Here is a 13,692-nt window from a genome sequence, read left to right on the forward strand (position 1 = left end):
GATGGGTCCAACTCCCATTTTAACATTTGACCGGGGTACATTGATTTTACACCCTCCCCCCCGTAGTAAGTCCTGGATATACTTTGCCACCTGGGATGACAGAATCGAAAAGTTCCGCATCCCAGCTATTAAATACCGCTCTTTAGTGGAAACTCTAGAAGGTGATGATACTGATTTTATAGATGAGGCTAAAAAGTTTTATCCCTTAGAATTGCTTCCCAGCGTGCAGATGACTCCCTACCCCCATCAAACTGAGGCCCTGGTGGCTTGGAAATTGGCTGGTAGACAGGGTGTAGTGGTGCTACCAACAGCAGCTGGGAAAACCTACCTGGCCCAAATGGCTATGGAAGCAACTCCACGCAGTACCCTCATTATTGTTCCTACCCTGGATCTGATGCATCAGTGGTATGCACATTTAAAAGCAGCCTTCCCTGATGGGGAGTTAGGTTTGCTGGGGGGAGGTTCACGAGATAAAACGGCAATTTTAGTCGCTACCTATGATAGTGCAGCTATTTACGCTGAAAGTCTCGGTGATAAATATGGTTTAATTATTTTTGATGAATGTCATCATCTACCTACTGATTTTAATCGGGTAATTGCTGAATACGCGATCGCTCCCTATAGATTAGGACTTTCTGCGACACCGGAGCGTACAGATGGTAAACATGTGGATTTGGAGATTTTGATTGGAAAAGAGGTTTACCGTCAGTATGTGGAAGAGTTAGCGGGTAAGGTACTAGCAGATCATGAAATCATCCAAATTAAAGTTAAACTTTCACCAACGGAACGGGAAAAATATAATCGGTTAATTCAAACTCGCAATGACTTTTTAAAGCATTCCCGAATTTCTTTAGGTAGTTTACAAGGATGGCAAACTTTTGTTCAGGTCAGTGGGCGATCGCAGGATGGACGTAGAGCTATGTTAGCGCATCGACAAGCAAAAGAGATTGCTTTGGGAACAGATGGGAAAATGAGAGTTTTAGCTGACCTACTGGCTGATCACTATCCAGAAATGGTGTTGATTTTTACAGCTGATAACGCCACGGTTTATCGTATTTCTCGGGAGTTGTTAATTCCTGCAATTACCCATCAAACCCCAGTTAAGGAAAGACACGAAATCCTCACCAAATTCAAGCAAGGGATATATAATACCTTGGTAGCTTCCCATGTTTTAAACGAGGGGGTAGATGTTCCCGCTGCTGCGGTAGCTATTATTCTTTCTGGTACTGGTTCTATCAGGGAATATACTCAGAGGTTAGGAAGAATTTTAAGGAAAGGAAATCAAGAAAATAAACGGGCAATTTTATATGAAGTCATAGCAGAAGATACGAGTGAAGAAGGAACATCAATGAGAAGAAAGGGATTAAGAGGGATGGAAACACCCTCTGGAAATAAACCAGAGGAAAAAAGCAAAAAAGGTGAATTAAGTATTGTGTATGGAGATAATCAAGAACCGGAATTAAAAGTTGCCCAACCGGTAGAAATTAACTACTTGACCAAGAAATTAACGAAATCAAAGCATCAAAAAGATGTTACCGACTGAACTACTAATTTATCGTCAAACCGGGGAAGAAATTATTCCCAAGAGACTGAAACTGGATGATAAACATTTAGCCCTAGCAAATGATTTAATTAACTTTTTTCAAGATACTCTAGGAAAAACCCAAGGATATTTGGAAAGACAACTTATAGATTTTGAGGGTGAAACCACAGACTATAGAATGAAACGCGGTTTAGGTTACATCCTCAAAAGTAGTTTTTGCACTTTTGAAATTATCAGTCCCCTAGAACCACAAATGTTAAGGGAAAGGGTATTCACCCTAGCAGCTCAATCAGTTGCTAGTCCTCAAAACACCCAGATAATTTTTAGCCAAATTGCTGCCAAACTTAGTCAAGAACTGGAAAGGGAAATTTTACCAATTCAGATTGCTGAAGGTCTTTATGCTGATCTCTTGGAAAATAGAATCCTCACCGCATTTGATGCTCCTAAACCAGAAGACCTATTACACCGTTATAACTTATCCCAGGTGCAAGGTATTTTTTATAAAGCTACCCAATTAATCTTAAATGCTCACCGTAATGTACCAAGAGAATATAAATTATTATTTCGATATCTAAAATTATTTCAGTTAATGGCCTATATTGAGGGTAATGCGAACCATGGTTTTACTATCACCATTGATGGTCCAACAAGTTTATTTACCTCCAGTACGCGATACGGATTATCCATTGCTAAAATGATTCCAGCTTTGCTCCATGTAACTAAATGGAGTTTATCAACCACCTTGCAAATAAAAGACCTATATACACAGGAATGGAAAACCAGTAGATTTACCCTAAATTCTGAATGTGGTCTAATCTCTCATTATCCCCAAGGTAAACCATACGACAGTATGTTAGACCAGTCCTTCGCTGATAAATGGGATGCTATGAAAAGTGGTTGGTTTTTAGAAACAGAAGTAGATTTAATTCCCATCCCTGGAAGTGTAATCATACCAGACTTTCGTCTTGTGCATCCAGATGGAAGGAGTTTTTTGTTAGAAATTGTTGGTTATTGGCGACCAGAATATTTAAAAAAGAAATTTGCCCAGGTGAAAAGAGCAAATTGTCACAACCTCATTCTGGCAATTTCTGAAAAGTTGAACCTGGAAAAATCTGGGGTGAATTTGGATAATGTTCCTGCCAAAATTATTTGGTTTAAAGAAAAATTATTACCCAAAGCGGTTTTAGCACTGATGGAACAGGTTTAATCCCTACCTCCCTACTTGTGTCAGAACCACTAAGTAGAGACGGATAAGTCGTTTTTAAAAAAATAGTAATTTTCGTCCTTACCAAAAATTCCCTTGAGGAAATAGAATTGAGGTGGAATTTACACACTAGGCCATTGTTTAAAGGTAAATCTTTGCCCATTATGTTCTTTATTCTGCCAATTTTTATCTGGTGGGGATACAGAGAAGTGCAGAACCAATTTTCAATTCCACAAGCTGTTTTGGTTTTGGGTGGTTCTAGTAAGCGTTTAGAGCGAGAGAGATTTGCTGCCAATTTTGCTAAAAAACACCCCAACATACCAATATGGATTACTGGTGGTAGTCCGCCTGATCATACAAAAAAGGTGTTTGCAAAAGCTGGAGTTAATTTAAGTCGTTTACATCTAGATTATGAAGCAGTAGACACAGTGACTAACTTTACCACTATACTAGATGATTTACAAGACAAAAAGATTAAAAGTGTTTATTTAATTACGTCCGATTTTCACATGCGTCGTGCTCGTGTAGTTGGCGAAATTATTTTGGGCACTAGAGATATTAGTCTTAAACCAATATCTGTTCCTTCCAGAACTGATCCAGAACCAATAGAAAAGGTTGTTCGTGATGGATTTCGCGCTATTTTATGGGTTGGTACTGGTTATACAGGAGCAGAAGGTGTCAACGTTAAATAGGTATTGTATAGACTCAGTCACAAGCTAGTTAATCTAGTTTGTTATTTTGTTTTTATTTGTCACCAAGTTTTGTTTTCTTAAACAACTCAAAATTCTTCCTGTATCTGAAAATGTACTCAATCAGTAAATCAGTCAATTCAACTATCTGTTGAGCATCATTCTGATTAAAGTTTATGTCCACCTCGTGGGATAGATCCTGTAGTCTTAAATTACTGGCCCAGCTATAAAGATGGTGATTAATAATTTCTTGCTGTCTCATTATTTCCAGCTTTTCTTTTAGAGAATTACCCTCAATTTTATGCTCCTCACATATAGACTCTATAGTTTTTATACACATAGCTATACATGCTGAAAATGCCTTGGCATTTAGACACAAGAAAGCCTCCTGAAATGATTTTCTTATGTATGTAGGTACTCTATATGTGCTACTAGTATTTGATATTGGATATAAAGTTTTTACTTGAGCATACTCAAAGTCATTATAAGACTCTGATCCATTACAATATTCTGTACAAGTTAGGAAAGGTTGAAAGCATTGAGGACATTTAAGAAATGTAAACTCATTATAGGTTGTAACTGTTCCACCCCAAGAATTAAAGATGGGGTGCTCATCCTGAACTTCCATCTTATAACTGTTTACCTTTTCAGCATTTACATAAGATCCACAAGTTAAACAATTTAATTTGGATGACAATTGGGATAACATATAACCTCAAAATGATTTACAGCACACGAACAATTTAACTTTTATTCATCCCATTATTTCCATTCCGGATCAAGTGTGGTATTTAGCATTTTCTAGTATCTTGTACCACTAAAAATAGTAGAATGGTACGGATATGGAGATCTCCAGATAGTTGATTAAGGAGTATTTAAAAATGACAGGAAATGAATTGCGTCAGATGTTAGTGAATAAGTGGGGATACTCTTATGATGTTCAGTTTCGTCGCACCCAGGGCAAAATCTTTCTCCAAATTATGTGGAAGTATGTGGAACAAACTTCTTTTCCTTTGAGCGAGTCCGAATATCAAGAACATTTGAACACTATTGCTAACTACCTTAATGCTTTAGGAGGAACAAGTCAAGTAGAAAACTTTATCGTTCAAACTAAGGAGAGACCTCGACTAGGTAAGGCTATTAGTATTCCCATTGAACTAGGCGATCGCGCATCCGAATGGATAATATAGTGATGAGCTATAGCTATTTAATAAGCATAATCACCTAAATTCAATGATAATAATAAGAATTTCCAATCAAGTTTAGGATTTTTTCAGAATTTCTTGCTGGTCACATAATAGCTGAAAGCTAGATGTTGATTAATGTCTGGCGATTTTAGACTTAGAAATCACCAAATTGGTTTTAGCTTGACTAATGGCTCACATTAAGGGAAACTAAACCAAGACGAGTGTAAACACTAGTTCAATTAATAATTTTTGTAAAGATTTTGCAATATATCTTTTCCTGATATGGAACATTAGTTAACAAATGGCTAGGTTATTTCTAAAGTTCCTGACGGAAAACTAACCCTGCTCCAGTAGGAAAAGTTCAAGGATACACTTCGAGGTTGGCTAGAAAAAATGGAAACATTAGAATTCATCATTCATCCAGATGGGAGAGTACAGGAGAAAGTCACTGGTGTCATTGGCGTTTCTTGTGCGGAAGTCACAGCAGCTATAGAAGCACAACTGGGACGAGTGCTAAGTCGGGAGTCAACCTCAGAATATTTCAACCCTAATCACCTCCAGGAATCTGGAACGGTGAATACCCAAGCCACCTTTAGTGAGTGGTAGCTTTATCAACTATATTTTCATTGATTAAAAAACGATATGTCACACTTTAGCCAAATTAAAACTCAAATCCGTAATCTAGAATCCTTACAGGACGCCCTTTCCGATTTAGGAATAGATTGGAAATCCGGTTCTAGGGAGGTGCGCGGTTATCGTGGCCAAACCCATACCGCCGAAGTCACTATTGAACAAGACAATGGTTATGACATCGGTTTTAAGTGGAATGGTCAAGAATATGAACTCGTAGCAGACCTTCAATACTGGCAACAGAATTTATCAGTGGATGGGTTTTTACGCCAGATTACCCAGCGTTATGCTTACCAAACAGTGATGAAAGAAACTGCTAAAGTGGGTTTTCAAATCAGCCAAGAGCAGAAAAATGCTGATGGTTCCATTAGTTTAGTATTACAGCGTTGGAGTGCGTAATGTCTGAAGTGCAGCCGTTCTCAGAGGATTTAAGTAATAATCTTTCCGGTTTAGAGCCAGAATTAGGTGGTCTTTTGCGGGATCAACCAGAAATATCTGGATTTGAACCGGAACTGGGCGGTCTGCTGCGACAAAAGGGGGTTTATGTAGATGAAATCACCTGTATAGGATGTAAGCACTGCGCCCATGTTGCTAGAAACACTTTTTATATTGAACCGGATTATGGACGTTCTCGGGTGGTGCGTCAGGATGGGGATATAGAAGAGGTCATACAAGAGGCCATAGATACTTGTCCGGTGGACTGTATTCACTGGGTTGATTATACAGAACTGAAAAATTTAGAAGCGGAGCGTAAATACCAGGTGATTCCGGTTGCGGGTTATCCGGTAGATCATGCGATCGCTATTACGGAAAAACGACGCAAAAAGCAAAGACTAAACAAGTAAAAGTGTAACTAACTCCTTCTACTCAATATGTCTACTATTACGGAAGATCGTCAATACTGGTTAGCATGGTCACAAATTGCCGGGGTTGGACCCATACTACTACAAAGATTACAAGAACACTTTGGTAATTTAGAGAATGCTTGGAAATCGAGTCCTGGGGAGCTAGGAAAAATAGAGGGTGTTGGTTTTCACATTTTGCAAAAAATAGTTCAGTATAGAGGTAAAATTAATCCAGAGAAACTGCTTATTGAACATGAAAAAATCAACCCCCATTTTTGGACACCAGCAGATGTGGAATATCCAAAATTGTTAAGAGAAATTTCCACGCCTCCTCCCATATTGTATTATAGGGGACAGTTGGATTTGGAGGAAAATAGGGGTGAAAAACCGCTGGTAGGAATTGTTGGTACTCGAAAGCCTACAAAATATGGCAGAAAATGGACTCGTCACATTAGCACTGTTTTAGCTCAAAATGGTTTCACCATTGTTTCAGGTATGGCCGATGGAATAGACGCTGAAAGTCATAGTGCAGCTATTCAAGCTGGGGGTAGAACCATAGCAGTGGTAGGAACAGGTGTAGATGTGATTTATCCATATAGTAATAAGGACTTATATAAAGAAATTCTGAAATCTGGGATAGTCATCAGTGAACATCCGACTAAGACTTCACCCCACCGCACTCATTTTCCCCGTCGCAATCGGATCATTGCGGGTTTGTCCCGTGTGGTTTTAGTCATGGAAGCGGGAAGTAAGTCTGGTGCTCTCATAACTGCTACCTATGCTAACGAATTTTCTCGAGATATTTATGCTTTACCAGGAAGAGTGGATGATGAACTTTCTCAGGGTTGTTTAAAGCTAATTAGTCAGGGTGCAGGATTAATTAGTCAGGAATTAAACGAACTATTGACAATGTTAGGTGCTATTCCTAAGATACATATTGATACCCCTGCTGTTAAATCCGATCCCTTTCTTGGTAATTTGGAGCCAGAATTACAACAGGTAATGAGTATTCTTACAGTGGATGCGTTACCGTTTGATCTAATTGTGGAAAAGGCTAAGATGGGATCTGGTTTGGTTTCTGGTTATTTATTGCAATTGGAATTGATGGGTTTAGTTTCCCAACTTCCTGGAATGCGATATCAGAAGTCCTATTAATTGCCAACTCCTAATTCTCCGCATACTCCATACCATTAGCATCAGCATAACGGTGTAAAAAGCGCATAATTCTATCAAAACCTTCGCCAGGATCAACTACAAATTTACAATCAACTCTTTTTAATTCATCCCCTTCATCCCCACCGAAAATAAATTTAGTTCCCGAAGGAGTAACCCGAATTTCTCCTTCTTCGTCAATTAATAATAGGGAGTTCAATGACTGTTTAGTAAAACTGTTAAATCCTGATATGGCTTTCAATTGCTCAAATTGTAGAACAACAATCAATTTACCAGTCCTGACTTCTCGACGTAAACTTACATTACTCATTTCTTCAAATAAACCCGCAAAAAATTGAATTGATGGAGATGTCATAATTCCCTGTTAGTTCCGATGAGATTGTGGTGGATAATATGGGGGATTATTCAGAGGAGACTGATAATTTCCCAGGGGTACATTGTTGATTGTAGCATTAGGAATATTTGAATTGCCACCTTGAGGTTGGAGAAATGGTTGAGTAAATGGTTGAAGTTGGGGAACTGGGGTGGAAGAATTATTTAACGGTTGATTGTTTGATGGTTGATTATTGGTAGAACCATCAGGGGGAAAATTACTCTGACTTAAGTAAGAATAAGTTGCTTGAGATATAGAATTGATTAACTTTGCTGCAGCGGGTTCATTATGAGGACGTTTCACCATAATACTAGCAATATAACGTTTACCCGTAGGAACATCAATCAAACCAGCATCTGCTAGCATCGTCCCAATATCACCGGTTTTATGATATGCTGTCGCTCCTTCCCCTAAACCAGCAGGTAATAAATCATCCCTTTGGGTACGTCGCATAATATCTAACATCAAATCACGCGATCGCATGGATATTAATTCACCCTGATTAACTTTGGCAATTAAGCTTGCCAACTCTTTAGGGGAGGTAGTATTAGTACCTTCTAAATCTGGTAATGGACTTTGAATGGCGGTATTTACTAGTCCCCAACTACGAAAACGAGCGTTTAATAACTCTTTTCCTCCCATTTTACTAATCAACATATTTGTAGCAGTGTTGTCACTGATAGTCATCATTTTGGTAGCCAATTCAATGGATTTCAGCTTAGTACCTACAGGCATAGTTCTTAAATTACCAGAACCTCCTGCGACCATTTCTTGCTCCATAGTTAAGATTTCATCAAGACGAATTTTACCCCTATCAACATCCTCTAAAAAAGCCACTAGAACTGGTATCTTAATGGTACTAGCTGCGGAGAAATTCTTGTTCCCACTAACATCCACATATCCACCAGAATCTATATCCACTATAAACACACCGGGGATGAGATTAGGGTTAGCTGCTGATAGGTTTTCGATAGTGGTTTTCAGCGGGGTAATTTCCTGAGATATGACCAGTCCAGAACTATTAATAGGAGACTGGGGAGAAGAACTTACAGGTGGATTAATGGAGTTAGTGGTAATTCGATTGGCCGGGTCTAACACTGATAATAGGGTGCCCACAATTGCACCCAAACCCACCCCCACAATTAACAGTCGCAAGGCATACAAAATAATATTAGCTGCTGGTTTTAACCTTGCTTTTCGGGATGGATAGGCGTATTTTTTGGGATGTCCGGGTACACGTAATGTTTTGACCCTGGGGTTACCCCCGGTCATTTTGCCAGATGGTTTAGCAGTAGGTTTCACATTACCGGATACTACCAAGCGTTGTGATTGTCTTATTCTATCAGTTTCATTGCGTTCATGATTATCAGAGGCAATTGTGGGTAACACCTTCACGTTTTGTTGATAATTTAGACCCGTAGATTGCATCTTAGCCGGTTTTGATTGTGTCCTTTGGGCAGTTTTTGCAGTTGTCTTTTGTGTGTGGTCTTGAGATCTTTGTTTGTGATGACGACGACGAATCTTGGGAGATTGGTCCCCGGACCCAGTTATCATTTTGTCGCTAGGTTTTGACACTGCTACTCCTTAAAATTGCCCACTGTGTTTACTAAATACAAACCAGACTTAATTATAGTCCCCTTATTTTAGATCCTCATTTCTGAACATGTAACATTTTATCAAAAATTTTTAATTGCCCATTGTACCTGTTTTAAAATACCTCTGAGCATAGCTACTTCCGTGGTTGTTAGCTCACTGCGATTGTACAAATGGCGGAACTTTTCCATCCGACTAGATGCTGTGTGGGGATAGAGATAACCGATGGAGAGCAGTAAAGATTCTAACTCTTGGTAGTAAGATTCAAGCACATCCAAGGTAGCAATATCTCTGGTGGGCATTTTCCCCGGTTCCATTGTCATTATAGATTGTGATAATTCATAACAACAGATAGATACTGCTGTAGCCAAATTTAAAGAGGTATATTCCGGACTGGTGGGGATAGATACTAGTTTTTGGGCATAATTAATTTCCTGATTAGTTAAACCTCGGTCTTCCCTACCAAAAATCAAACCTGCTGGTTTTTCCGACTCTGCTAATAACCAGGGTAAAGCATGACGAGGACTTTCTATGGGTAACTCCCCATTATAATCCCTACCTACAGTAGCAATAGCGCGATCGCATCCAGCTAGTGCTGTGGTTAGATTATCTACTATTCGGGCGGTTTCTAATATTTCTGGAGCATGAACTGCCATTCTTAGGGATTCTAAGGAAGTAGGGTCACACTGAGGATTGACTAAAATTAAATCACATAACCCGAAGTTTTTCATTACCCTAGCTATAGAACCTAAATTTAAACATCCCGCAGGTTCAACTAAAATGACCTTGATTTTCTCTAGAGCTGACTTTTCTGTTTCCATGTATCAACATTCTTGGGAATTTTGTAGTTTTATATACAGTTTGTTACAATTAACATGTTATGATCGCAACTAAATGTACGACAGGTTCATCAACCAATTCATCCTGCACCTAGTATTTTAAACTGGATTGTTAGGTGAGAAAAATCAATAAATAGCCTCTAGGGTTCCGGTTTTCTTAATTACCAAACAAAATGCAGGTCCGAGAGAGGCAAGTTATTTTCTAGTGTTAGACAGTAACTACACGGAGGGAAAAAAGCCCGGGAGAAGTAAATGACAGTCATGGCACTGTGTTTGCTCTCCTGGGCTTTGTGGTTTTAAGCCACATCCAATCCCAATACAAATTATGGGTCTAGAAATTGAAATCCAAAATTCTCAATCTAATGATATTATGAACGAATTCCAACCGCCTATACCCGAAAGTGAAGCGCAACAGGCTTTAGAACTAGAAAGACAACTACCACTAACTGGTTGGCAGCAAGAAGTCTCTCGTAGTTTAGAGTTAGGACTAGAAGCAGCAGCAAGCATTAATGACCGGACTATTTCCACATTTGCTCGTGGTGAACTACCTCATTATGCTGGAATTAATACTTTTTTGAAGGCTCCCTATTTAGAAGATATCTGGAAAGTAGGAGAATATGACGTAGCCATTGTGGGGGTTCCCCATGACTCTGGAACCACTTACCGTCCTGGAACCAGATTTGGACCCCAGGGAATCCGCCGGATTTCCGCTTTGTATACCCCCTATAACTTTGAATTAGGGATAGATCTAAGGGAGCAAATTACTCTATGTGATGTAGGGGATATTTTTACCATCCCTGCTAATAATGAGAAGTCATTCGACCAGATATCTAAAGGAATTGCCCACATTTTTAGTTCCGGTGCATTTCCCATTATTATGGGTGGTGATCACTCTATTGGCTACCCAACTGTTAGAGGTATTTGCCGACATTTGGGAGATAAAAAAATGGGTATTATTCATTTTGATCGCCATGTGGATACACAAGAAACAGACTTAGACGAAAGGATGCACACTTGTCCATGGTTCCATGCCACCAATATGAAAAATGCCCCTGCCCAAAATCTGGTTCAATTGGGAATTGGTGGATGGCAAGTACCGCGTCAGGGGGTAAAAATTTGTCGCCAACGGTCTACTAATATTCTCACAATCACTGACATTGTTGAAAAGGGACTGGATTATGCGGTAGAATTTGCCCTAGAAAGAGCATTAGATGGTACAGATTGTGTTTACATCAGTTTCGATATTGACTGTATTGATGCTGGATTTGTTCCGGGAACTGGTTGGCCAGAACCAGGTGGTTTTATGCCTCGGGAAGCACTTTATATTCTAGGTAAAATTGTTCAGCGCGCCCCAATTTGTGGACTAGAAGTAGTAGAAGTGTCACCTCCTTACGATATTAGTGACATTACTTCACTTATGGCTACTCGTGTTATTTGTGACACTATGGGACACTTAATTAAGTCTGGTCAATTACCAAGAAACGATAAACCTGCTTATATTGAAATGGAAGCACGACAAGAATCAATAGTGGATTGGAGTTAAACCTTGCATGAAACTGACATGACCAAGGCATTGATTATCACGATTAAACAATGGTGGGAATCCCAGCCTGGTTGTCCGCGTATTTCCGCAATTCACCTGATGATTGGTAAGTTCACCTGTGTAGAACCTGGGAGTTTGCAATTTGCCTTTCAAGTACAAACACGTAACACATTTTTGGATGGAGTAGAATTAGTAATCAAGGAAATTCCCTTAATTGCCTTTTGTCATCCCTGTCAATTAGAGTACCTTCCGGAAATTGGTCAGCAATATAGCTGTCCACGCTGTTATCATCCCATGGAGGATATTCGCTCGGGTAGGGAACTGAAAATAGAGCGGATTGAATATAGTTTGGAAGAGTAGAGAGGATTATGCACCAAACCCATAGTGCTGCATTGGAAATTAATTTACTTCATGCTAACCAAGAAGGAGCAGATCACAATCGTTCCCACTTCAACAGTTGGGGTATCACTTGTGTAAATATTATGAGCAGTCCGGGAGCAGGTAAAACCACTCTATTGGAAAGAACCTTATCTGTTTTAACAAGTGAGTTGAAAATTGCAGTGATTGAAGGAGATATGAACACGGAGCTGGATGCCAACCGCTTACGTCAATATGGTATTCCGGTAATTGCAATTAATACAGGTCGTTCTTGTCACTTAGATTCCCAAATGGTAGCTGGTGGAATTCATCAACTAGAAAACAAACATAATCCAACTGAACTAGATTTAGTCTTGGTGGAAAATGTGGGCAATTTAGTATGTCCAGCTGAATTTGAAGTTGGTGAACACTTTAAAGTTGCTTTATTAAGCATCACAGAGGGAGAAGATAAACCTCTTAAGTATCCAATTATGTTTCAAGCAGCAGACTGTTTGTTAATTACCAAGATAGACTTATCGCCCTATTTAGACACTGATATTAATCACATTGTAGCCAATGTCCGACAGATGAATCCGGGAGTTAAAATTATTCCTTTCTCAGCTAAAACAGATGAGGGACTGGATACTTGGTGTGATTGGGTGAAAACCCAGGTTAAGTCAAATTACCATTTAGATATAAAAGGTACTAAATAAATGCGAAAATCACTTTCCCTATGCACACTATTTGTACTTAGCTTATTGCTAGCAATTAGTTGTACACCTTATGGTGGAGATAGTAGAGAAATTCAGGTAGGTTTTAGTGTATGGCCTGGATGGCTACCATGGCAAATAGCTGCAAACGAAAACCTATTTACTGCCAATAATATACAGGTAAATCTCAAGTGGTTTGATGGTTATTTAGACTCAATTAATGCCTTAAATTCTGGGAAATTGGATGCCAATAGCCAAACCCTCAATGATACTATTAGCTCCGTAGCAGCAGGATCAGATCAAGTGATTGTCTTAGTAAACGATAATTCCACTGGCAATGATAAGATTATTGTTCGAGAAGGTATTAACACCATTGCGGATTTGAAGGGAAAAAAAGTAGCAGTGGAAGAGGGAACTGTTGACCATTTCTTATTACTTCTGGGCATGAAAAAGGCTGGATTGACCTCAAATGATATTATTTTGCAACCCTTGGAAACCGGTGCAGCATCCGCAGCATTTGTTGCTGGTCAGGTTGATGCTGTCGGTGTGTTTGCACCCTTTACTACTAAAGCTTTAGAACGTCCTGGTAGTAAAGAATTGTTCAGTTCGCGAGATTTTCCTGGAGCGATTCCCGATCATCTGGTAGTGACCCGCCAATTAATTAAAGAACGTCCTCAAGATGTGCAAGCTCTAGTTAATACTTGGTTTGAGACACTAGACTACATCAAAGCTAATCCAGAAAAAAGCAATGAAATCATGGCAAAAAGAGCTGGAGTCACTGTTGATGAATACAAAAAATACGCCGAGGGAACTAAAATTTTTAGTGTTGAGGATAATCTTCAAGCTTTTAGTTCTACTAGCAATATAGTGTCATTAAAATATACAGCTCAGGAAATTGCTAAATTTCTCGTTGAGGTAAAACTTGCCAAAAAATTGCCTGACCTTAGTCAAATATTTGATGATCGTTTTGTCAAAGCCTACGCTGCCAAGCAAAAATAGGTAGAGA

At 39.2% G+C, this 13,692-nt stretch carries 16 protein-coding genes and 1 riboswitch; of the genes, 12 read left to right on the top strand and 4 right to left on the bottom strand.

Features of this window, described 5'->3' with window-relative positions; translation table 11 throughout:
• Position 1 precedes the first annotated feature (1 nt).
• From C6N34_RS09930 to C6N34_RS09940, 3 genes are all read left to right on the top strand, one after another.
• Entirely contained in the window at positions 2 to 1,543 is a 1,542-nt protein-coding gene (locus tag C6N34_RS09930; RefSeq protein ID WP_115538058.1) for a DEAD/DEAH box helicase, read from the top strand.
• Complete coding sequence (locus C6N34_RS09935; protein WP_006277839.1) at positions 1,530 to 2,750, top strand: DUF790 family protein; 1,221 nt, start codon at positions 1,530 to 1,532, stop codon at positions 2,748 to 2,750. The genes C6N34_RS09930 and C6N34_RS09935 overlap by 14 nt, the downstream gene beginning before the upstream one ends.
• Before the next feature lie 161 nt (positions 2,751 to 2,911).
• Positions 2,912 to 3,439, top strand: a complete 528-nt coding sequence (locus tag C6N34_RS09940) for a YdcF family protein (RefSeq protein WP_115538057.1) — start codon at positions 2,912 to 2,914, stop codon at positions 3,437 to 3,439.
• 52 nt (positions 3,440 to 3,491) lie between these two features.
• Here the strand turns inward: C6N34_RS09940 and C6N34_RS09945 are convergent, their stop codons facing one another.
• Positions 3,492 to 3,776 (bottom strand): hypothetical protein, encoded by a 285-nt coding sequence (locus tag C6N34_RS09945; protein WP_235529018.1) that lies wholly within the window; start codon positions 3,774 to 3,776, stop codon positions 3,492 to 3,494.
• 541 nt (positions 3,777 to 4,317) lie between these two features.
• Between C6N34_RS09945 and C6N34_RS09950 the strand changes: the two genes are divergently transcribed.
• The 5 genes from C6N34_RS09950 (at position 4,318) to dprA (ending at position 7,253) form a co-directional block, all read left to right on the top strand.
• Positions 4,318 to 4,626, top strand: coding sequence for a DUF3067 family protein (locus tag C6N34_RS09950; protein WP_006277836.1), 309 nt, complete (start codon positions 4,318 to 4,320; stop codon positions 4,624 to 4,626).
• A 390-nt stretch (positions 4,627 to 5,016) separates the two neighbouring features.
• Positions 5,017 to 5,229 carry a DUF2997 domain-containing protein gene (locus C6N34_RS09955; RefSeq protein WP_006277835.1) on the top strand — a complete coding sequence of 71 codons (213 nt, stop codon included), beginning with the start codon at positions 5,017 to 5,019 and terminating at the stop codon, positions 5,227 to 5,229.
• Positions 5,230 to 5,265: 36 nt separating this feature from the next.
• Complete coding sequence (locus C6N34_RS09960; protein WP_006277834.1) at positions 5,266 to 5,652, top strand: DUF1257 domain-containing protein; 387 nt, start codon at positions 5,266 to 5,268, stop codon at positions 5,650 to 5,652.
• Positions 5,652 to 6,098 (top strand): ferredoxin, encoded by a 447-nt coding sequence (locus tag C6N34_RS09965; RefSeq protein WP_006277833.1) that lies wholly within the window; start codon positions 5,652 to 5,654, stop codon positions 6,096 to 6,098. The genes C6N34_RS09960 and C6N34_RS09965 overlap by 1 nt, the downstream gene beginning before the upstream one ends.
• A 27-nt stretch (positions 6,099 to 6,125) precedes the next feature.
• Positions 6,126 to 7,253: a DNA-processing protein DprA gene (dprA, locus tag C6N34_RS09970; protein ID WP_115538056.1), complete on the top strand. Its 1,128-nt coding sequence runs from the start codon at positions 6,126 to 6,128 to the stop codon at positions 7,251 to 7,253.
• 10 nt (positions 7,254 to 7,263) lie between these two features.
• Here the strand turns inward: dprA and psb28 are convergent, their stop codons facing one another.
• The 3 genes from psb28 to C6N34_RS09985 all read right to left on the bottom strand — a co-directional run bounded on the left by psb28 (position 7,264) and on the right by C6N34_RS09985 (position 10,058).
• The gene (gene psb28, locus C6N34_RS09975) at positions 7,264 to 7,626 is read right to left on the bottom strand and encodes a photosystem II reaction center protein Psb28 (protein WP_057178961.1); all 363 of its coding nucleotides are present in this window, start codon (positions 7,624 to 7,626) and stop codon (positions 7,264 to 7,266) included.
• A 9-nt stretch (positions 7,627 to 7,635) separates the two neighbouring features.
• Positions 7,636 to 9,198, bottom strand: a complete 1,563-nt coding sequence (locus C6N34_RS09980; RefSeq protein WP_115538055.1) for a serine hydrolase — start codon at positions 9,196 to 9,198, stop codon at positions 7,636 to 7,638.
• A gap of 122 nt (positions 9,199 to 9,320) precedes the next feature.
• On the bottom strand, positions 9,321 to 10,058 hold the full coding sequence (locus C6N34_RS09985) for an RNA methyltransferase (protein WP_115538054.1): 738 nt from the start codon (positions 10,056 to 10,058) through the stop codon (positions 9,321 to 9,323).
• Between the two features lie 147 nt (positions 10,059 to 10,205).
• A riboswitch (guanidine-I (ykkC/yxkD leader) is annotated at positions 10,206 to 10,324 on the top strand.
• 122 nt (positions 10,325 to 10,446) lie between these two features.
• Between C6N34_RS09985 and C6N34_RS09990 the strand changes: the two genes are divergently transcribed.
• Genes C6N34_RS09990 through C6N34_RS10005 form a run of 4 tightly spaced genes read left to right on the top strand, consistent with a single transcriptional unit; the run spans position 10,447 to position 13,685 of the window.
• Positions 10,447 to 11,619, top strand: a complete 1,173-nt coding sequence (locus tag C6N34_RS09990; RefSeq protein WP_115538071.1) for an agmatinase family protein — start codon at positions 10,447 to 10,449, stop codon at positions 11,617 to 11,619.
• 18 nt (positions 11,620 to 11,637) lie between these two features.
• Entirely contained in the window at positions 11,638 to 11,979 is a 342-nt protein-coding gene (gene hypA, locus C6N34_RS09995; RefSeq protein ID WP_200959892.1) for a hydrogenase maturation nickel metallochaperone HypA, read from the top strand.
• 8 nt (positions 11,980 to 11,987) lie between these two features.
• On the top strand, positions 11,988 to 12,689 hold the full coding sequence (hypB, locus tag C6N34_RS10000; protein ID WP_115538053.1) for a hydrogenase nickel incorporation protein HypB: 702 nt from the start codon (positions 11,988 to 11,990) through the stop codon (positions 12,687 to 12,689).
• Complete coding sequence (locus C6N34_RS10005) at positions 12,690 to 13,685, top strand: ABC transporter substrate-binding protein (protein ID WP_115538052.1); 996 nt, start codon at positions 12,690 to 12,692, stop codon at positions 13,683 to 13,685.
• Positions 13,686 to 13,692 lie beyond the last annotated feature (7 nt).

Origin of the sequence: Cylindrospermopsis raciborskii Cr2010, assembly GCF_003367075.2 — a bacterium.
GTDB lineage: Bacteria > Cyanobacteriota > Cyanobacteriia > Cyanobacteriales > Nostocaceae > Raphidiopsis > Raphidiopsis raciborskii.

Coding starts and splice junctions, on each gene's coding strand:
- C6N34_RS09930 (WP_115538058.1), top strand. CDS start 2: ATGGGTCCAACTCCCATTTTAACATTTGACCGGGGTACATTGATTTTA.
- C6N34_RS09935 (WP_006277839.1), top strand. CDS start 1,530: ATGTTACCGACTGAACTACTAATTTATCGTCAAACCGGGGAAGAAATT.
- C6N34_RS09940 (WP_115538057.1), top strand. CDS start 2,912: ATGTTCTTTATTCTGCCAATTTTTATCTGGTGGGGATACAGAGAAGTG.
- C6N34_RS09945 (WP_235529018.1), bottom strand. CDS start 3,776: ATGTGTATAAAAACTATAGAGTCTATATGTGAGGAGCATAAAATTGAG.
- C6N34_RS09950 (WP_006277836.1), top strand. CDS start 4,318: ATGACAGGAAATGAATTGCGTCAGATGTTAGTGAATAAGTGGGGATAC.
- C6N34_RS09955 (WP_006277835.1), top strand. CDS start 5,017: ATGGAAACATTAGAATTCATCATTCATCCAGATGGGAGAGTACAGGAG.
- C6N34_RS09960 (WP_006277834.1), top strand. CDS start 5,266: ATGTCACACTTTAGCCAAATTAAAACTCAAATCCGTAATCTAGAATCC.
- C6N34_RS09965 (WP_006277833.1), top strand. CDS start 5,652: ATGTCTGAAGTGCAGCCGTTCTCAGAGGATTTAAGTAATAATCTTTCC.
- dprA (WP_115538056.1), top strand. CDS start 6,126: ATGTCTACTATTACGGAAGATCGTCAATACTGGTTAGCATGGTCACAA.
- psb28 (WP_057178961.1), bottom strand. CDS start 7,626: ATGACATCTCCATCAATTCAATTTTTTGCGGGTTTATTTGAAGAAATG.
- C6N34_RS09980 (WP_115538055.1), bottom strand. CDS start 9,198: ATGATAACTGGGTCCGGGGACCAATCTCCCAAGATTCGTCGTCGTCAT.
- C6N34_RS09985 (WP_115538054.1), bottom strand. CDS start 10,058: ATGGAAACAGAAAAGTCAGCTCTAGAGAAAATCAAGGTCATTTTAGTT.
- C6N34_RS09990 (WP_115538071.1), top strand. CDS start 10,447: ATGAACGAATTCCAACCGCCTATACCCGAAAGTGAAGCGCAACAGGCT.
- hypA (WP_200959892.1), top strand. CDS start 11,638: ATGACCAAGGCATTGATTATCACGATTAAACAATGGTGGGAATCCCAG.
- hypB (WP_115538053.1), top strand. CDS start 11,988: ATGCACCAAACCCATAGTGCTGCATTGGAAATTAATTTACTTCATGCT.
- C6N34_RS10005 (WP_115538052.1), top strand. CDS start 12,690: ATGCGAAAATCACTTTCCCTATGCACACTATTTGTACTTAGCTTATTG.